This is a genomic window from Vibrio sp. Evd11, assembly GCF_900382755.1.
GTDB classification, from domain to species: Bacteria; Pseudomonadota; Gammaproteobacteria; order Enterobacterales; family Vibrionaceae; genus Vibrio; species Vibrio lentus.
This window is the reverse complement of record NZ_OSDX01000047.1, coordinates 1-20273: the sequence shown is the minus strand read 5'-3', so window position 1 is coordinate 20273 and position 20273 is coordinate 1. Positions and strand designations below refer to the sequence as shown.

Annotated in this window: 16 protein-coding genes and 4 pseudogenes; 16 read left to right on the top strand and 4 right to left on the bottom strand. The window is 42.9% G+C overall.

From position 1 onward, the window contains the following. The first annotated feature begins 63 nt into the window (after positions 1-63). From ED652_RS17465 to ED652_RS17425, 8 genes and pseudogenes are all read left to right on the top strand, one after another. Positions 64-1413: a D-serine ammonia-lyase gene (locus tag ED652_RS17465; RefSeq protein ID WP_122055627.1), complete on the top strand. Its 1350-nt coding sequence runs from the start codon at positions 64-66 to the stop codon at positions 1411-1413. Between the two features lie 253 nt (positions 1414-1666). Further along, positions 1667-2468, top strand: a pseudogene (locus tag ED652_RS17460) (hypothetical protein). A gap of 251 nt (positions 2469-2719) precedes the next feature. Beyond that, positions 2720-3802: a tryptophan--tRNA ligase gene (trpS, locus tag ED652_RS17450; RefSeq protein ID WP_122055625.1), complete on the top strand. Its 1083-nt coding sequence runs from the start codon at positions 2720-2722 to the stop codon at positions 3800-3802. Positions 3803-4019: 217 nt separating this feature from the next. Then, the gene (locus tag ED652_RS17445; protein WP_122055624.1) at positions 4020-4388 is read left to right on the top strand and encodes a hypothetical protein; all 369 of its coding nucleotides are present in this window, start codon (positions 4020-4022) and stop codon (positions 4386-4388) included. Positions 4389-4512: 124 nt separating this feature from the next. Then, entirely contained in the window at positions 4513-4890 is a 378-nt protein-coding gene (locus tag ED652_RS17440) for a VOC family protein (RefSeq protein WP_122055623.1), read from the top strand. 137 nt (positions 4891-5027) lie between these two features. Next, a complete protein-coding gene (locus ED652_RS17435) occupies positions 5028-5471 on the top strand; it encodes a hypothetical protein (protein ID WP_122055622.1) in 444 nt (147 codons plus the stop codon). 349 nt (positions 5472-5820) lie between these two features. Beyond that, entirely contained in the window at positions 5821-6681 is an 861-nt protein-coding gene (locus tag ED652_RS17430; RefSeq protein WP_122055621.1) for a delta-class carbonic anhydrase, read from the top strand. A gap of 250 nt (positions 6682-6931) precedes the next feature. Next, positions 6932-7558: a LysE family translocator gene (locus tag ED652_RS17425; protein WP_122055620.1), complete on the top strand. Its 627-nt coding sequence runs from the start codon at positions 6932-6934 to the stop codon at positions 7556-7558. Between the two features lie 143 nt (positions 7559-7701). Here ED652_RS17425 and ED652_RS17420 read toward each other — a convergent pair whose 3' ends face one another. Next, positions 7702-8307, bottom strand: a complete 606-nt coding sequence (locus ED652_RS17420; protein WP_122055619.1) for a short chain dehydrogenase — start codon at positions 8305-8307, stop codon at positions 7702-7704. Positions 8308-8460: 153 nt separating this feature from the next. Here ED652_RS17420 and ED652_RS17415 point away from each other — a divergent pair, with 153 nt between their 5' ends. Both ED652_RS17415 and ED652_RS17405 read left to right on the top strand, forming a co-directional pair. Beyond that, the gene (locus ED652_RS17415; RefSeq protein ID WP_122055636.1) at positions 8461-9345 is read left to right on the top strand and encodes a LysR family transcriptional regulator; all 885 of its coding nucleotides are present in this window, start codon (positions 8461-8463) and stop codon (positions 9343-9345) included. 340 nt (positions 9346-9685) lie between these two features. Next, positions 9686-11212 (top strand): methyl-accepting chemotaxis protein, encoded by a 1527-nt coding sequence (locus ED652_RS17405; RefSeq protein WP_174214638.1) that lies wholly within the window; start codon positions 9686-9688, stop codon positions 11210-11212. 281 nt (positions 11213-11493) lie between these two features. Here ED652_RS17405 and ED652_RS17400 read toward each other — a convergent pair. Together ED652_RS17400 and ED652_RS24030 are read right to left on the bottom strand one after the other, a co-directional pair. Next, a pseudogene (locus ED652_RS17400) lies at positions 11494-12408 on the bottom strand (IS66 family transposase). A gap of 242 nt (positions 12409-12650) precedes the next feature. Then, positions 12651-12920 (bottom strand): DUF6444 domain-containing protein, encoded by a 270-nt coding sequence (locus ED652_RS24030; RefSeq protein ID WP_254051716.1) that lies wholly within the window; start codon positions 12918-12920, stop codon positions 12651-12653. Positions 12921-13285: 365 nt separating this feature from the next. On the opposite strand from ED652_RS24030, the gene ED652_RS17395 reads away from it, so the two are divergent. The 5 genes and pseudogenes from ED652_RS17395 to ED652_RS17375 form a co-directional block, all read left to right on the top strand. Then, positions 13286-15397 (top strand): LruC domain-containing protein, encoded by a 2112-nt coding sequence (locus ED652_RS17395; RefSeq protein WP_122055616.1) that lies wholly within the window; start codon positions 13286-13288, stop codon positions 15395-15397. Between the two features lie 12 nt (positions 15398-15409). Beyond that, a complete protein-coding gene (locus ED652_RS17390) occupies positions 15410-15880 on the top strand; it encodes a hypothetical protein (RefSeq protein WP_122055615.1) in 471 nt (156 codons plus the stop codon). 302 nt (positions 15881-16182) lie between these two features. Next, positions 16183-16611, top strand: a complete 429-nt coding sequence (gene tnpA / locus ED652_RS17385) for an IS200/IS605 family transposase (RefSeq protein ID WP_122055614.1) — start codon at positions 16183-16185, stop codon at positions 16609-16611. A gap of 379 nt (positions 16612-16990) precedes the next feature. Next, positions 16991-17459, top strand: a pseudogene (locus ED652_RS17380) (transposase); the annotation flags it as partial. 252 nt (positions 17460-17711) lie between these two features. After that, positions 17712-17813: pseudogene (locus ED652_RS17375) on the top strand (MSHA biogenesis protein MshA); the annotation flags it as partial. Between the two features lie 97 nt (positions 17814-17910). Here ED652_RS17375 and ED652_RS17370 read toward each other — a convergent pair. Next, positions 17911-19293, bottom strand: coding sequence for an MATE family efflux transporter (locus ED652_RS17370; protein WP_122055613.1), 1383 nt, complete (start codon positions 19291-19293; stop codon positions 17911-17913). Between the two features lie 401 nt (positions 19294-19694). Between ED652_RS17370 and ED652_RS17365 the strand changes: the two genes are divergently transcribed. Then, positions 19695-20198, top strand: coding sequence for a hypothetical protein (locus ED652_RS17365; RefSeq protein WP_122055612.1), 504 nt, complete (start codon positions 19695-19697; stop codon positions 20196-20198). Positions 20199-20273: the final 75 nt, after the last annotated feature.

Here is a 20273-nt window from a genome sequence, read left to right as displayed (position 1 = left end):
GTTTGTACGAGCGCAGATTGCTGAGTACCAGAGATGATGGCGCTATACCAGAGAAGGTCACCCATGACTGATTTTAACCCAAAAAGTGAATTAAATATAGAGAAGATCACCAACGATTTCCCGTTGTTAAGACAACTTATAGCGCTAGAAGAAGTTAGTTGGTTTAACCCAAACATCACGACGTTAGAGCAAGGTTTGCCTTATGTGGGATTAAGCGAACAAGATATTCATGATGCGAGTTTGAGGTTACAAAGGTTTGCCCCTTATCTGGTGAAGGCATTCCCTGAAACTCATGTGACGAATGGCATTATCGAATCTGAGCTTATCGATATCCCTGCAATGAAGTTAGCATTAGAAGCTCATTATCAGCAGCCAATAAAAGGGCGTTTGATGATGAAGAAAGACAGCCATTTACCGATTTCAGGTTCAATCAAAGCGCGCGGTGGTATCTATGAAGTACTAACGCATGCCGAGAAGCTTGCGATTGAAGCGGGGTTACTGTGTGAGAGCGATGACTACAGTAAGTTGCTCGAACCTGAATTTCGTGACTTCTTCCAACAATACAGCATTGCGGTAGGTTCAACGGGTAACCTAGGAATGTCGATTGGTATCATGAGTGCCAAGCTAGGTTTTACAGTGTCCGTTCATATGTCAGCAGACGCGAGAGCTTGGAAGAAAAGTAAACTGCGAGAGCACGGTGTTAACGTGGTCGAGTATCAACAAGATTATGGCGTTGCAGTAGAACAAGGACGGAAAGAAGCGGAGCAAGACCCGCGTTGTTTCTTCATTGATGATGAAAACTCACAAACACTGTTCCTTGGTTACTCTGTGGCTGGAGAAAGGCTCAAGAAGCAATTCGAGCAACAGGGGATTGTGGTTAATGAACAGCATCCTTTGTTTGTTTACTTGCCTTGTGGTGTGGGTGGCGGCCCCGGTGGTGTGGCATTTGGATTGAAGATGGCTTTTGGTGATCACGTGCACTGTATTTTTGCTGAGCCAACCCATTCGCCTTGTATGTTGCTCGGTGTTCATACCGGTTTGCATGATGAGATTGCGGTGCAAGATCTGGGTATCGATAACCTCACCGCCGCAGACGGTTTGGCGGTGGGTCGGGCTTCAGGTTTCGTGGGTCGCGCGATGGAGCGCTTGCTTGATGGTTATTACACATTAACCGATGAACGCATGTATCAATTGCTAGGCGAACTGAACCAAGCAGAGGGTATTCAACTTGAACCTTCAGCACTCGTGGGCATGCCGGGTGTGATTCATGTTGAGCAGAATAGAGAATATCTTGATCGCCTAGATATTGATGAGTCGACGCTAGCGAATGCAACGCATCTTGTGTGGGCGACTGGCGGAGGCATGGTGCCACCACAAGAAATGGCAGCTTACTTAGCGAAGTCATCGGTTTAACCCTAAAGATTTTATAGGCTAAGATTTTTTAAATATAAGCTGTTAAAAATATCAGCGGTTAAAAAGATAAGTCAGGAGAGAAGAGTGTTGTTTATCGGTTGAGCGCACTCTTTTTCTCCTCTAAATCCTACCGTAATTCAAACAATAACTTGCGCAGATCGTTATCCAAAACACACATTTTATAAATTAAGCTTCTTAGATGTTCTAACTATCAGTTAGGTTGAATGGCATTCAACTTGATAGGGAGTGAGCAATGCAAACGGATATATTAACGCAAACAAGGCACATGAATACTCCAGAAAAACTACTACAGCGTTTAGATGCGATTGGAGAGTCTTTGAACGCATCGGGTAAGGCTTATGCTTTACTGGGATTGGGCTCCGTAGGTATTGAAACAGAACGACTTGATCAGTATTCAGATGTCGATTTTTTCGCGATAGTACAAACGGGGCATAAGCAGTATCTCTTAGACAGGTTGCATTGGCTCTCAGACATTCATCCTATCGACTATGCAGTGAGAAACACCGTCGATGGCTACAAAGTCTTGTACGCTGACGGAATCTTTTGCGAGTTTGCGGTGTTTGAACCCCACGAGTTAGCGCATATTCCATTTGCTGAAGGGCGCATTGTTTGGCAGCAACCTGAATTTGATACGCAGTGTTGTGTTCCACCAGTAAAAAGTGGAGGCAGACGCTAACTCCGAAGCGTGGATCATTGGTGAGGCACTAACTAATCTTTATGTCGGTATGTCTCGTTATAATCGAGGCGAAAAACTGTCGGGCAGTCGGTTCGTTCAATCTTACGCGCTTGATCGTTTGATCGATCTTGTGGATCAAACTGAATATTCTGAGCCCGAATTCGTCGATGAGTTTATGTCGGATAGAAGGCTAGAAGCGCGTTTTCCTAAGTTTGCTCAATTGCTACCAACCTTTACCCAAGGTTACGAGCGTACGGCTGAATCGGCACTTGCCCAACTAACGTTCCTCAACACCCACTTCACAGTCAACCAAGCCATGTGTGACCGAATCATTGAGCTGTGTTCCGTTAAAGATTAAGCCTATAACCTATTAATTTTAAGACCTATTTTCTTGGTGCGCGTAAATAACAGTTGTCGCTCGTCTGTATTGTTGATAGGTTTTAACCATGAAATTAAATTCTGCTTCAACTTCAATTTTCTTTTGGTGGTGCTCTTAACAGAGCAGCACGGAATACTCACATTCTTTAGCTGCTGGACGGTAGCTAAGAATGTCATCAAAAATGTCGCCTCTTTTTATCTCCAGTAGCCTTTTTAACTTGGAGATACACCATGAATACCAACTCACACAGCCATATCGACAGCAACAGCCATGCGGTCAGCAACTATAGCGCTGGCAGTAAGAACAATACCAACAAGCCTGAAATCATTCTGACTGGCGATAGAGCTACTGGGCCTTTGCATTTGGGTCATTACGTCGGTTCACTTAAACAAAGAGTCTCTTTGCAGCATATTCACAACCAAACGATATTGGTCGCAGACATGCAAGGGCTTACCGACAATGCGCATAACCCGGCAAAGGTTTCGTCAAATATTCTCAATGTGGTCGCTGATTATCTTGCGGTGGGTATCGACCCGACCAAGACTACGATTTGCCTACAATCACAAGTGCCTGCCTTGGCTGAGCTCACCATGTTTTACAGCAACCTTGTTTCTATCGCTCGTTTGGAACGCAATCCAACTGTGAAAAGCGAAATTCAGAACAAGGCATTTGGCCGCTCAATCCCAACAGGCTTCCTTACTTATCCAATCTCACAAGCCGCTGATATTACTGCTTTCAACGCGACTTTAGTGCCTGTTGGCGATGATCAGTTGCCGATGTTAGAACAAACCAACGAGATAGTGAGGAAATTGAACTCGCTCGCGGGTAAGCTAATCTTGAATGAATGCAGGCCACTTCTCAGTAATGCATCTCGTCTCCCTAGTACTGATGGTAAAAGTAAGATGTCTAAATCGATGGGCAACGCCATTAATCTTGGTGCGACAGAGAAAGAGATCAGAGCCGCCGTCAAATCTATGTATACCGATCCAAATCATCTAAGAATCGAACACCCTGGCAAAGTAGAAGGGAAGATCGTGTTTACTTATCTTGATGCTTTTCACAGTGACGCTAACTATGTCAGTCAACTAAAAGAGCATTACCAAAGAGGAGGGCTAGGTGATGGACAAACTAAGAAAGTATTGGAAGAGTGCTTACAAGAGATGCTTCGTCCTATTCGTGAAAGAAGATCAGAGTTACTGGATGACAAAACGCAACTCGTCGATATTTTACGCAATGGCACCGAAGTCTCTAGGGAAAGAACGCAAAAGGTACTGTTTGATGTAAAAGACGTCTTTGGCCTGAATATTATCTAGCACTGGTTACATCTGTTGCAGGTTGAGCGGTGGGAGAGTAAAAGGGCGATGACATAATAATCAAGAGTTTGCTCTTCAATAACTGGCTTGGATGTAAATAAAGTCAATTGAGTTGAATGGTGATTACGGTTGATTTATAAAATGCCTTTTATGAATGGGTTTGAGGTTATATGCAAAACACGACCTCAAAACTCTATCTTCACGTAATGGTAATTAAATGAAAATTAACGTTTTACTCCCTGCTTTATTTTCGGCTTTGGTCTTAATGCCTGGGTGTTCAGATGTGGTCAGCGATGAGTACTCGACTTATGCGGAAGCCAAAGAGAATCGTTTGTTTGACAGAGGGTGGTTACCCGACATTCTGCCTAGGTCTACCGTGACGATTAAAGTGAGTAACGATCTTGATACTAATACATCAGAAGGGACCTTCATCATCACCGAGCCCGCATTGTACGAGTTTATTGCGAAATTAAAACCGACTGAGTCGACTAATCAGTTTCAATTTGTAGATGACGAGAATGTTTGGGTTTTCAAGGTAGGTGATGATAGTTTAGTTTCCTATACGCTCAGTAAGCGTGAAGGGTAAGTCTATTAATTCCCACCTACATTTCTGTTATGAGTTATGTGGGTTGTCGAATGACATTGTTCGCCCAACTATGGCTAATCATCGTTAATAAACCCTTATCACTCTTATTTATAGGAAAGTAATAATGGAAATCAGTCATTTAGATCATTTGGTATTAACCGTGAGTGATTTACAAGTTACGGTTGACTTTTATCATCGGGTGCTTGGAATGAAGCCCATCGAATTTGGTGATGGTCGCTTAGCGTTGTCATTTGGGGCGCAGAAGATCAACTTACACCTCAGTGGTAGCGAGTTTGAACCAAAGGCAAGGCGCGTGCAGGTCGGTAGTGCAGACCTCTGCTTTATTACCAATAAGCCAATTGCTGAGGTTGCCGAACATATCCAAGCGCAAGGAGTCATGATAGAAGAGGGGCCAGTGCCGCGAACAGGTGCAATCGGAAAAATTGTCTCTGTTTATATTCGTGATCCTGATGGCAATCTGATTGAGGTCTCGAACTATTAGATTTGAGCATTAAACTCGTGAGCTTTTCTTTATTCTTCAAGAATGCGTCTTTTGACGTCTAATCCGCTTATAACTGGATGTCTTCAGCCAAATAAAATACAATCGAACAATGTTTTATTAATTCGTGTTTTATCATTATGATGAGAAACTTACTCATATTCATCGTTAGCTTTTTTTTCTTAACAGCTTGTTCTTCAACGAGTAATCATCAGCTAGACGACAACACATTGAGCAACGAAGACGCTATGTCGAAAAACGTAAAGGGAGAGAGTCATCTCGAGACTTCAAAGGATACAAATGCTGAGACCGGCGTTGAACCTTCAAATGAATCAATCGTTAACCATGAGTCAAATAAGGACACGATAGCCAACACCAATACAGATCTTGAGTTGGTCGAACCTTCTCAAGTAGTAATGAAACTAGCGACAGAAGGCAGAGTAGAGACTGGTGGTGAAAAAAGCATCGGAAGCTATTTTATTCTCAATAACGAACCGACCAAGAAAGTGATTAAATCACTAGAGGGCGTGACAGAGGCATTGAACGTCATGACGTTTGGGATATTTGCCACGGGTCAGGGTTAAGCCGTTAACCATTAACAACCAAAAAATATTGCATGAAACGATAAAGGCGAGCCAAGAAGATCGCCTTTTTGGTCTTACAAACTTTGCCATCGCGGTGCTTAATATTCTTTGTTCGTTTATCAGCCCGCTGAGTCATGGAACAGTCAACAAAGTCGGAAATTGTTAGTTATGGAAGGGACTAGCCGAATTTGTCGTTTTATATGCATCAAGGGTTATAATACTCATCCCAAAGTAATCAATGAAATCTAATCTTACAAAGACAACGCTTATATTCATGTGTGAGCATAGTAATATGTTTGCTGTGAAGTTCGATTTTTTGATTAAGTTATCAATATTCTAGGGAAGAAATATGAACAACAAGAGTGTGTTTTTAAGCGTCGCGATGGTGGTGTTATCTGCTCAAGCAAATGCATCTGACGCTAATCATGAAGCGGTTTCAGATGGAGTTATCGCTGAACAAAGAGCGAACCTTTCTGAAAATACCCAAGGGAAAGGTTTTGGACCGCAAGCTCCAAGAGATTTGGGCTCTCTAGAGGGAACTAACGCTCGCCTGTTTTCCGATGCACCCGATTCAACCGCAATGAATTTATGTAATATTCACTTCCATAAGAACGCAGAGCACAAAGGCGGCGAGTTTACCCAATACGCAGGTAACGGCGATGGAAAGGGCTTCCAAAGTGGTTTTAAATACACGGGTAAGTTGAGCGCGGCTGAGTTAAAACCATTTGAGAGCAAGGTTTGTCCAAGCGATCACGGATCGCTACACTCGGGTGACACCATTGAAGTCCACTATGTTTACTCAACGGCGCAAGTTGAACCGGGTGAAACATTGGGCGCTTGTTTTAACGATGCGATTACCAATCCACAACTGCGTGTTGAAACTCAAGTCTACGTATTAGTTAACGACGACAAAGCTCTCGACTTCGAAGCATTAGCGAAACACTCTAAAGTCAACGGTTTAAACCAAGCTCCAAACATTCCACAAAATACCGGCTCAGCGATTCAATACGCAGGTTCAACAACAGGTCCTGGCTACAATGAACAAGGATCGCCTTTCCAAGTGACATGGAGCGTGAGACCACAAGTAGCGAAAGTAAACATCGCGACGGTTGGTACCTGGTGTGAAGGAAATGATTTTAACGAAGATCACGCCCACGGAGTGAGAAATATAGTCATAAACCCTAAGTTACTGTCTCCAATAGCTAACTAATCTTGTTACGTTGATTTGTCGTTAACGTTTTCAAAGGCGAGCCTCTAGGTTCGCCTTTTTGTGTCTTAACAAAAAACACTTTGGTTTAAGTTTGGGGTTGGGCTTAGGCGTAGTGGGGAAATTACGTGTGACACTTATTCAAAACATGAGTTTTGTGAATTGTGCTTAGTCAAAAACGTTCTTTACCCGAATCGAAGCTCCATGATACGTTCATGATCAATTATGTTGGGTTATAGATAAGGACAGTCCAATGTCATTAGAAGGTGCGATTACATTCTTCATTGCCATGTTTATATTTGGTGTTACTCCGGGCCCTGGCGTATTTGCCATTTTAGCTCGTGGTATGGTTCACGGATGGCGAAAGTGCATTACTCTTTCATTAGGTATGATATGCAGTGATCTTATTTATCTTACACTTGCCTGTTTTGGTCTAGCGACGATAGCCGAGAATTGGTCGTTTGCGTTTGAGGTGATTCGCTACGTTGGTGCCGCTTATTTGATTTATTTGGGCTATAAGATGTTTAAGAGCCTGCCTGAAGTGCAAGGATCAGCAGAGCTCGCAGCCAAACAGAGTCAGAAATCCGAACTGGCAAGTTTCGCGCAAGGCTTTTTGATTTCAGCATCAAACCCTAAAGTGATTCTGTTTTACATTTCGTTCTTGCCGACTTTCGTTGACCTGACTGTTTTACGCTCACAAGATATCGTCTTGGTTTCCGTTTTAGCGTCTGTTGCTCTGATGTCCGGTTTGATGCTTATCGCTGTAGGCGCGGGTAGAATGGCTATGTTACTTAAAACGCCACGCGCACATAAAAGATTAAATCAAAGTGCTGGTGGAATAATGATTGCGGCTGGTTCGTATTTGGCGATAAATCGGTAAACACGACTTTTTAAGCACAACTCTTTAAACAAGAAGGCGAACCTAATGGTTCGCCTTTTTTGTTCGAGAGAAACGGACTATGTGTTTTTAAAAACTATGCGTATAAAAAGCGAGCGCTTATAAACATTGTTCATTTGTTAAGTCTACGCGTCTACAAAAATCACTTCACCGGTGATGAAGCCATCGACAGAACGCTCAAATGCTTTACCCACGAGCTTACTTGGGACGGGTTCAAAACCTGGCATCATTTCACCGTAAACATTCCATGCTTCAGCAAGAACCGTTGGGTTGATTACATTGATACGTGTGTTTCTTGGCACTTCATAAGCGACAGTCTTAACGAAGGTATCAATTGCGCCGCTGGTGGTCGCATCAGCAATAGCAAAAGGGATTGGTTTAACGTTCAATATGCCACTAATCAGCGTAAATGAACCACCATCAGCAATGTACTTTTGACCGATGCGAACAAGGTTGATCTGTCCCATCATTTTGCTCATTACCGTAGTCATCCACTGTTCTTCAGTCATATCTGCAAAAGTATTATATTCGCAGAGACCAACGGTGTTCACAACCGCATCAAAGTGTCCCACTCTCTTGTAAAGCGCCTCAATTGATTGTGGGTCAGTGATGTCAACAATATGGTCGACATCGCCAGAGCGACCCGCAGTGATAACGTTATGATTGCCTAAGCCCATTAATGCTGCTTGACCCATCTTGCCACGTGCGCCAATTAGAATGATTGTTTTCATGTTGTTCTCCGATCTGTATGTGTTTCGTTTCGATGGAAGAACTTTAACTAAATCACTAAACAAGTAGAAACAAAGCTTAGTTGTGAGTGTTACTGATTTTATTTGTTGAGTGTTACACTGACATGGAATCCAACTTCACCGAAGCGAGTGCGTGTGAGCAAACTAGACCGATTAGACATAAAGCAACTAAGAGTTTTTCAAGCTTTAATCCGTGAAGAGAACGCGTCCAAAGCTGCGAATCAATTGGGCATGACCCAGCAAGCTGTTAGTGAGCATTTGAAGAAACTGCGAGAAGTGTTTGATGATAGGTTGTTTGTGAGAAAAACCAACGGCTTTGTTCCGACTACCTTCGCACAAGAGTTATCTGTCGGTGTCGATCATTTACTGATCGATTTCAATCTGTTGTTATCTAAAACAAACTTCGTACCAGAGAAAGCTAAAGGGACGTTTGTGATTGCAGCGACGGATTATGCCCAACAGATCATCCTACCAAGCTTAATTGCAAAGCTAAGGGAACAAGCACCAGAGTTAAAGCTGATTGTGCGTGACTTCGAAATTGACAACCTGCACGAGCTAATGGAAAGCGGCAAAGTTAATTTAGCCATCGCGTTTCCGGACTACATTCCAAGCAGCTACAAAGTAATCAAGTTGTTTGAAGAGCACCATGTGTGTGTCACTTCGCCTCATTCTTCGATAGCACGAACCATACCTTCATTAGAGGAGGTGGCGACCTATCCAACCATTATTGCTTCACCATCTCGTCCAAACTTCAAAGGATCGATTGATGAATGGTTCGGTCAGTTTGGGCTAAAGCGCAATGTAGTGGTATCTGCACCGTGTTTCTCCGTCGTGCCTATGTATTTAAACACTACAGACTCTATTGCTTTCTTACCATCAAGAGCAATCGAAGGGCTGGACTTGGTGACTATTCCAATGGAACAATCACCCGAGAGTTTCTATGTGGTAGCCGCATGGCACCCAAGGTATAACGATGATCCGCTACAAAAATGGGTGACGTCTTTGTTAGAAGTCGATTAATGGGAAGAGTGTTTTTGTATCGCAGCGAACCAAAGAAGGTTCTTATACTTATTCGTTTAGCGACATTTATTTCTTATAACCTGAACTCCAACTACTTGATTTCCAATTAATGGACTTTCGTTGGATGATTTTGTGTTGCATTACTGTGATTAATATATGTTTTTTATATGATTTAACTAAAGTTATCGGGATTTTTGCAGATAAAGAAATAGTGAATAGCTCTAACACGAGATAAGACGTGTTAGCTTTGGTTTCGCTTTTTGAAACTTTTAGAGAATTTTTAACAAACTTGCGTCGAGACACCTAAATGAAGAAAACAATCCTATTAGCCGTTTTTATTATGTTTGGCATTGCAGTCGCTGCGAGTATGGCGTCAACGTATTTTATTTCAAGCGAGAAAATTGATGAGATAATACTGAATAAATCTCAAGTCCAAGCTGAGTTTTTAGCTGGCAATGCAGGGTACATCTTAGAGAATTCCGAGAATCCAGTTCATGACTTACAAAAGCTGGTGGGCGATCTGAAACAGCGTTCAGATGTGAGTTATGCCATTGTTATTGATAGTAACGTAATGGCTATCGCACACAGTGATAAAAATAAACTCAACAAAGTTTATGAAGACAGCTATACCGTTGAAGGTGCAACTAAAGGCGTACAACAATTCTCGAAATGGTACGCTGATGTTCAGCAAGTGTGGGTGTTTGACATTATGGCACCTATTTATGTCAACGGAGAGCTGTACGGTACTTTTGATATCGGTATTCCAATTACAGAAGTTAGCCAAGCTACCAATGGTATTGTTAGCTACCAGCTAGCTTCGATGATTTTCATTTTTGTTGTTTGTCTCATTGTTTTGTCGCTTCTTCTTGGCAAATTAATGCAACCTCTTTTGGTATTGAAAAATACGCTAAATGATATTTCTGAAGGCGATGGCGATCTATCCGTTCGTTTACCAATCAAAGGTAAAGACGAAGTCGCTCAAATCTCATCGGCTTTCAATGTATTTGTTGGCAATGTACACGAGATCATTAAACAAACCGTGAATACTGGTGTTGAATTAAATAGTACTGCTATTGCACTTCGTGAACAGTCGCAGCAAGCATTGCAAAGAGGGCAAGAACAGAACGAACAAACCATGTTGGTTGTGACGTCTATGAATGAAATGATTGCCACGGTTAATGAAATTGCATCTAGCGCGGCTGGTGCTGCAAGTGCGGCAAACATGGCGGCGAGTGAAACTCAAGAAGGTCATAAGACGATTGAGAAGACCACGACCTCAATTTCGAACCTTGAAGCTGAAATGAATAGTGCTTCTGACATCATTGTTAGCCTTGCTGATAATACCCAGTCGATCGGTACTATTCTTGATGTTATTCGAGGTATCTCTGAGCAAACAAACTTGCTTGCACTCAACGCTGCAATTGAAGCTGCACGTGCTGGTGAAGCTGGCCGAGGCTTTGCGGTTGTTGCTGACGAAGTTCGTAACCTTGCGACAAAAACAGCACAATCGACCGATGAAATTGACACTATGATCAACCAACTTCAAACTGAAGCTAAGAACGCTGTTAGTTCGATGAGTAATAGTAAGAGCTTAATTGAAGAGGGTACGACTGAAACTGAAATGGCTCGCCAAGCTTTGGAAAAAATTTCCACGCAAGTTTTGTCAATCCTAGATATTAACACTCAGGTCGCAACGGCAACGGAGCAACAATCAGCGGTAGCCAATGAGATTAATATGAATATGGATACGGTTAATAGCTCAGTGAAAAATGGTTTGAACGCAAGTGAGAAGTTAGAGCAATCAAGTCAGCAGTTGGCTGAACTATCGCAAGTTCTCGACCGTTATGTCGGTTCCTTTAAAATCTAGACTTCCCAGCATGTCTCTTTAAAGGATGTGCTGAGTCTCCAGTTATTTAATAGCGCTTATGTCAAACATGAGCGCTATTTTTTTGCGACATGCTGACGCAGATACACCAATAGCGCGCACAGAAATGAAGAATGTACGCGCAGCGTAATATCGTGACCATTTGACCCATTTAGAACAACGCGATCCAATTAGACCGAACAACAAGTCCTACATGCGCAAGGTCAAAAAATCGTAAACGTTCACCGGGATAGTTTGATTTATTTAAAATGGGCGGGAACGCCCTAAAGATCAAAGACGTTTGGGTACGGCTTCTTCTCAACGACTGACGTGATGATCTCACTCAACACTGATATTGCTGATAGACCGTGTTTTTTGCAGGTTTCGATAAGTGTATGAATACGGCTACGGAATTTATCGCCTGCATCCGAGGTCGTTCCGAAGCTGATTCTTCTTTGAATGACAAAACCCCTAATACATCGCTCAGCTTCATTATTGGTTAGGGGAATTGATGTTTTCTTGAGGAAAACCCACAAGCTTTCTCTCTGTTTGAGCAGTAACTTGCATCGCCCCCGATACCGCTTGACCATCACGTCCGTTCCTTTGTTTAACCAATGGTCGAATGATTTTTGCAGTCTTCGCATTCGCCTCAAGTACAGTGAATAATCCAATTCTCCTTGCTCGTAACGATGCCGAGTATGGAAAATGGCATTCGTCAGCAAACAAAGATGTTTGCCAATATAAGCAGTATGGCCAACGCCACTATAATCCGCCATTTGTTGAAGGTTGCGCTTCACATGCGCCAACATAACTGATGACGGTCTGCGGCTATCCAGTTATAGCTTGGACACTGGTCGCTCACCACAATGCCTGTATAGTCATTCATCAATGACCTTTTTTGCTGATGAGGTCGAGCGCGAATACAGTATTTGTTCATAGACAAGGTCATCACTGGCCACTAACCAACACCAACGGAGGCTTTTTTCATCATTTCGGTGATGAGACGTTTCGTCAGCATGAACCAGAGGCGCTCTCTTTAGCGCTTGTTTTATCGCTTGATGCAATGGAGTCAGCATTGAAGCGACTTTTGTTTGCGCTTCGCTAATCGCACCAACAGAAAATGTTGTGCCAAGTTGCTCTTTGAGTAGTGACTGGATTTTTCGAACGCTGAGGTGATATTGTCCCGCAAGCCCCCCAATGTAGCTTAATAACTTCGGACCTATAATCCCTTGTGATGCATCGTCAGGCTTTTGAGCCTTTACGGTTTGTTTGCAGTGACGGCATTGACCTGAAAATAAACGGTATTCGGTGATATCGACAGTGGGTTTTGGAATATCGAAGACTTGATGGCGATAGTATGGCCCACCTTGGACCTCAATATCAGATTGAGCGCAACAAGGACAAGTTTCAGGGAAACAGTCGATAATGACATCCGTTTTCTTTAACGGTGAGAGCTTTCGTTGATGCCCTGTGTGGCCTTCTTTAGCTCCTCTCGAATTGCGACCACCAGAGCTTTTATCTTTTTTCGCTCATGGCGCTCTTTAGGGCTGTCTGATGAGGGGGATTTTGAAGAGTTTTTGGAGCTAGTGGTTAGTTTATCTTCATAATGTCGGAGCTGTTCCCACAGCTCATCAATAAGCACCTTAGCCTCATTCAAATCAGAGACTTTAGGTGGCGCGTCTTGGTATTTAGGTGCTTTCTTTCTAGTCATGCCACTATGATGAAGCCCTAAAATGATCACTCAATACTTAAAGTTGGAGCAAGTGCGTAAGGTCACATTTCTTCTGTCAATAGGAGCTTGGTGAACACTTACAAATTATTGTCACATCATGGCAGCAATCCCTCTCAATAAACCTATCTAAGCGAAACGAAATTCACCTATGCGCTTACAACATAATATTATTTCGACATAGATATTTTAGTTTTTGTCATTTTGAAATTTTGTCATTTTGACATTCATATATAATGCCCTGACCTCTTAAACACTAAATATAACATACAATCAACAACTTAAAATATGGCATGGTTATTTCATAGGTAAATATGACCCAGTAATGTTTCGAAGGAAGGAAATCCATGAAAAAAACACCAATTCTTATAGGAATGCTTGTAATGAGCAGCCAGGTCAATGCTGACCCTTTTGACTCCTGCCCGAGTCAAGCCTATTTATTTCAGGGCGACCCGACGCAAGTTTATGGCGTCAACCTTGCCACTGGAGCGTACTCATTGTTAGAGGACGACACGGGGTTGTCCGCTAACATTAACGCGATAGGTTATAACGTAACCGACAATTACATCTATGGTTTTGACATTAAAAATTTGAATATTGTTCGTTTGGGCAAAGACTTTCAGGCTCAAACATTGAACGTCTCAAATAAGCCAAATCTACACTTTGCGATTGGTGACGTTTACAACCATAAATACTACATATACCGTACGAATTTAGGGCTATTCTCTATTGATCTTTCGCCGTTAGATTCCGATGCCAGCGCAACGTTAACAATTAACGAAATTACATCTAACGCTACGCCCTATCTGACTGATTTTGCCTTCCACCCAGGAAATGGGTTTATTTATGGCATAGACAACAACACTGGTATCTTACACAAAATAGACCCATCTAATGGCACTATCTCTACCGTTGGTGATACAGGGCAGTTAGGCACGTTTGGCGCAGTATACTTTGACACTGATGGGAATTTTTATGCCTCACGTAATCAAGACGGTATTATCTATCGTGTTGATCTATCAGATGATAACGCGGCAAACATCGCGGCGGGTATCGTTCCTGCTGAATTATTTGTGGCTAACGGCCCAAGTGCTAGCATGAATGATGGTGCACGCTGCGCAAGCGCTCCTTTGATCGATGCCAACTACCCTATTGATTTTGGCGACGCACCCGATAGTTACGACACCACATTAGTTGCTAATGGGGCTCGTCATGAAACTGATGGTGTTACTTGGTTAGGCTCCGTTGGACCCGATGGTGACTTAGGCGAACTCGGTGACGATAACGCGACGGGGTCCGTGGATGAAGATGGTGTCGGCTTTGTTTCCGCGCTTGCTCCCGGGTTAAGCTCCGTGATTCAAGTAACGGCTTCTACATCTGGATATCTATCGGCTTGGTTCGATTGGAATCGCGATGGTGATTTTTTGGACGATGGCGAACAAATTTTCACCGACGAGCAGCTCTCTTCGGGCAGTAACGTCCTCCCTTTTGTAGTCTCTGACGCAGCAACAGCGGGTTCCAGCTGGAGTCGGTTCCGCTTTAGCCAACAAACAGGATTGAGTTACAATGGTGGCTCAACATCGGGTGAGGTAGAAGACCATCAGATTACGATTACCGCAAACGGATACGCTGTTGAACACTTCCCGAGTGCGGACAATTTTGCCGCGGTAGCGTTTGAGGACAACTGGCCGTACACCGCTGATTATGACATGAACGACGTCGTGGTCGACCTAAGAATCACCGAAACAACCTTAGCAAACACCTTGGAAAATGTTGTCGTTTCGGGCAAGTTAGTCGCTTACGGAGCCAGTTATAAAAATGGGTTTGCACTTCGTTTGCCCGGTATATCCAGAAGCAGCATCCAAGATAGCGTAACCACTCTAACGATAGACGGTGTAGAACAAGCATCAAATGGACTAGAAAGTATTTCAGATGAAGCGATTTTCATCATAGGTGAGGACATGAGTAGCTATGCTCCGGTCGCTAATGGTTGCTCCTTCTTTAGAACGGAATCCAACTGTGATACTAACACTGCATTGATGGATTTTACTCTCAACATCTATTTCACTGACGGATCTGACCGATCAGGTGTCGCCGACATGCCTTATGACCCCTTTATTTTTGCAACACCAAATACGTACCATGGTGAGGGTATTACATTCCAACCAGGTCGAAAATGGGAGGTCCACTTGCCAGGACAAGCGCCTACAGAGCAGTTCGACACAAGTTTGTATGGTCGCGGTGTCGATGCGAGTTTGAATGGTTCAAACAACTATTTCAAAACCGCCACTTACCTACCATGGGCGCTTCTGATTGTTGAAGATTGGCAATGGCCTCTAGAACAAGTTGACATTGTTGATGCCTATCCAGCCTTCAAAACTTGGGCAGAATCTGGTGGCACATCAAGCGAAACCTGGCACCAATCTCCAACCACACAAAAATTTTACGTACGACCTTAGGGAGCTAACATCATGAAATATTTAATTACATGCATTTTGGGTTTTGTATTAATGGCATGTGGCGGTGGCGGTGGCGGTTCCGATAACAGCGCATCAACACCATCAACATCAGATAACGATTTTTCGGCGTCAACACCAAATACGGTCACGAACGAACCCATTACTATGCAAGACTTAACCCTACCAGAGGACTTTAATTACAATCCTATCAAAAAGGGAACGCTGAACGTTGATATTAGTAACTTTTCATCACAGCGAGCTCATCTCAGCCTTTACAAAGAATTTGAAAAGCAAAGTTCTGAGAGCTTCTCGGCCCATTATCCTAGTAAAGTAATGTCCGTCCCTTTGAATGATGGCAAAGCAGACTTCGATTTTAATCTGGCTGATAGCCAAGAAAACTTACTGGTTGAGATTTGGTTTTACGACGGAACTGACCCAATACAAAAGTTGATTTCAGCCGGTGATACCGATATAACTTTATAGGTATTTTCGTGATAGCAGATGGTTGCTCAAGTGATAGTAGTCGATTGTTCTTGCGATATAAGATAGATACGCGCCAGTTAGACAGGTATATCACGCATCAGGAACTTTCTGATTCATGAGCCTTCAAAAATCGCATCATTCCTTTGAATATGCGATTTTTTCTGTCAAGCAAGGGAGAAGTCGGTCAATTTATTTCAATGTTTTGAAGATACTATTAGAGTCAATCCATCTTTATTCTGTGGATACAGAAAACCACGGGTTTACCCGTGGATGAATGCCTTTGGAGGCGGTACGATGGCTAAATGCAATATTACACCTCCTCCCACAGTGTCTATTACACGAAATATCACATAGTTTGGGTGACTAAGTACCGTCGGAAAATCCTGAATCCTGGTATGTGCAGCTACCTACGGAAGGTTATGCCAAAGTTACTGCGAAGTTTACCTGGCGTTGAGAACGAGACGATAGGCTTTGATGAAGAACATCTGCATATGATGATGCTTATCCCACCGAAATACAGCATTTCAGACGTCATGGGTAAACTAAAAAGCCAATCGTCGCACCAGATGCGAAAAACTTTCAGTTGGCTAAGTAAGGTTTACTGGAAAGAGAACATTGTTTGGTCGCCAGGTTACTTTGTCAGTAGCGCAGGCGTGAATGAACAGGTTATAGCGAATTATGTTAGGCATCAGGGCGAAAAGGATTCTGGTCAACTCCGCATGGAGTTGTAACAGTAAGTACCCCGTGCATGCACGGGGGTATCTACTTAAAAATGCCCACTCGAAAGTTAACACTGACCATTTAAGCATTTTACTGAGCAGTTGAACGATCCAGCAGATAGTTAACAATACCCTTGGCATTTTTGTTTAAGGGTATTTTTTATGCTGTCACACTGGCTAATTGATGTTGATAATTTCGCAAATCCAGAGTCACTTTCTTTGTTTCAGAAAGGTCTCCCTCTAGATTGTAAGGGCACCATAAAACCCGCATTCTAATCTTTCAACACGAAGAATAAGCTTAACTCTTCAACCCAACGGAGAGTTGAAATGGCAAAACCACGCACTAACCTAAATGGCAAGCACTGTTTGAACAATATGAAAGCAACAGTATGAGGCCATTAATCAACATCCAACGTTGTGGCTACCGACTGACATACCCAAACAATGGGTGGTTGATTGTAGGCAGGTTAGTTATGGGCATGCAGCACTCAACTATTTATCTCGCTACCTCTATCGCGGCGTGCTGCCTGATGAAGACATCATCAAGGTCACCGATGACACGGTCACCTTCCGCTATAGAGAGAGCCAAAGCAAAACGTGGCAAACTCGAACCTTACCCATCCTTGAGGTCTTGCTGCTCATCTTGCAGCACGTGCTCCCCAAAGGGCTACAACGAGTTCGAGATTACGGTTTTTTTACGTGGTCAAGCACACGCTCTAAGAGTTCGTATTCAACTGTTGCTATTGAACTTGCTCTATAGGATGCCGCCGCTCACCGCACCGATAAGGACCAAAGCGATACGGGTATGCCCTTGCTGTCAGCATGAAATGGCGTGTGTTGGAGTCAGCCGACCCACGTAGCCGAAAGGCATTAATAATAAGGAGAATGGTATTGATGAGAGCAGAGGAGATGTAACGACGAAAGAAACGAAAAATAGCTAACGGGTTGATAAGATTGCTATCGCAACCTTCTCTTAGCCTCGCTCGCCTTGAGAAAAGCCTCAAGGCGATGTGCCCTTCAGGCCCAACCGTACAATTTACTTAATAAAGTGGCTTCGGGCTTGTTCAACACTCGGGATTTAGTGTTGGCTACGCAACACCTTAATCCTTATTTGTTTTGTTCTTTATGATTCTTTTGGCGGCAGGACAAGTGGAGACACATGTTCAGTAGATGGTTGTGAATGTACTGTCCGTGTTGTGAATGATGAGTGTTAAACGGAACACACTAACTCATTTATAGACATTCAATAAAAAAGCGCGTTATTGCCGAGTAGCAATAACGCGCTTTTTTGTATTCGCTTGATTATCTGTCTTAGTTTGCTAACGGAGCACTTGTTGGTTGCAAACCACGCTTCTTGATCACGTATCGTAATCGAATTAACATCAGCGTCGCTGAAACGCTTAACCCCGTAAGAATACCAATCCAAAAGCCCTCTTCACCCATTGCTGGAACAATGTGGTCTGTTAAGCCCAATACCATACCAAGTGGTAGTGCCAAGCCCCAATATGAAGCGATGGCTAAGATCATCGGGATCTTGGTATCTTTATAGCCACGTAATGCACCGTTAGCAGACGTTTGCAGTGCATCACTGAATTGGTACATCGCAGTAAAGGTCAGCAATACTGCTGCCGTTGCACTTATCGCAGGGTCGGTGGTGTAAAGTCTAATGATCCACTCAGGGAACAGAAGGAACATCGCAACCGAAAGCAATGAAATCAACGCCGCAACTAAGATACCGACTTTGCTGCGTTCAATTGCGCCTAGTTCGTCTTTCTCGCCCAAAGCATGCCCAACCCGAATCGTAATGCCAAATGAGATACTCATAGGAATCACGTAAGTCAGGCTTGAAATGTTAAGTGCAATTTGTGCGGCTGCAACGTTCTCAGCGCCAATACGCCCAATCATCAGAGCGATTACCGCAAAGATGCTGCCACACACCGCGATGTTCATCCCAATAGGTAAACCTAATCTTAGAAGGTGAAGCATCTCTTTTGCTTTTGGCTTAGCGTCTGCAAAGCTAATAATAGTTTTGTAGTGGTGATGACCTTTAATGTAGGAATACAGCATTCCCGACATTAACCAATACACCAAGCTTGTCGCCCAGCCACAACCCACAGCGCCCATTTCAGGGAAATCAAACTTACCGTAAATAAGCACGTAGTTAACTGGGATATTAATCAGCAGACCAACGACAGAAATGATCATTGGTACTTTGGTGTTGTTCATACCTTCACAGAAACCGTTCAAGGTGTAGAACAGGGCAATACCCGGCACACCAAAGGCTAGGGCAAAGGCATAGTCGCTACCAATTGGGATGATCTCAGCGGCTACCCCAATCCATTCTAAGATCGGCTTCGCACTCACTAAATAAGCAATGAGCAGTACACTTGCTATTAATGCAATCCAAACCATCTGGAAGAATTCAACAGAGATACTTTGAAAGTCACGTGCGCCGCGGTGGTAAGCGACAACAGGCGTTAGCGCCATAATCACGCCACGCAGTAGCAGAAGCACTGGGATCCAAAGGCTAGTGCCAAGTGCAATAGCGGCGAGATCGGCAGGACTTACTTGGCCAGCCATTGTCGTATCGACAAATCCCATCGCTTGGGTCGCTATTTGAGTCAAAATGATTGGAATCGAAAGATGCATAAGCGCACCCGATTCACGAGTAAAAGGACGAAATTTCGTTAGCATGGAAGTTCACAACACCAATATAAATACACGAATGATGGCAGGATGGCCGGTGTGTATTTTAGGATGTGCCCCGTTGGGCGGGCGACAATATAAACACCTTACCGTATAGGGTCAAGCATTGGATTTACAGGGGCTACTTTGCTCTGGAAGAACGCCAGATTTGCATGGTGTTAGATACTGTTTCTATGTACATAACCTAATGATTTTAATGTGAATCATACTAGATAGAAAGTTTCTATATTTGCTTGTTGAATTTCTATGCGCACATCATAAGTCACTGTTATGGATGAACTAAATCTAGTACAATTGATGGCATAAGAAACTAGATAGAAAAATTCTATATTTAAATGCAGAATTTTTCTGTCTAAGAACTGTTATAGCGATTCAAAAGGAAACTATACATGGAACTAGTCGGAAGGTTATTGGGTTATGAATTTTTTGTACCTTTTTTAATAACATGCGCGATCTATGGTGCACTCTTTGCCTTGATATATTTTATTTATAAAACATTACGTTCATTTATTGTTAAGTTCTATATCTCACATAGCTTGAAGCCAGATACCAATTATAAAATTCAAAAGATTATTGCTATAACAAAAACCATCAATGTTCCTGGTGAATTACCGGATAACTACCAATCTTTATGGAATTCAATATACAAGAATAAAAACAACTATGAGAGTATGAAGAGTTCTATTGGTTTTTTTGAATTAGCAATGTGTAACTATAAAAAATCAGATACCGATTCAGCTGACTTACTAGAAATCATCGATTTACTTGATAACTTTAAAGAGCAGGTACTTCGTCAGAGTAAGTATTTTTATGAGACTCGTGAAGCTATAAATATTTCGCTTTCATATGTGTTGGTTTCAAAGCACTTTCTGGTGTCAAGTGATTCGCTATAACAAATAAGGATTAAGGAGTTGCGCAGCCAACACTAAATCCCGAGTGTTGAACAAGCCCGAAGCCACTTTATTAAG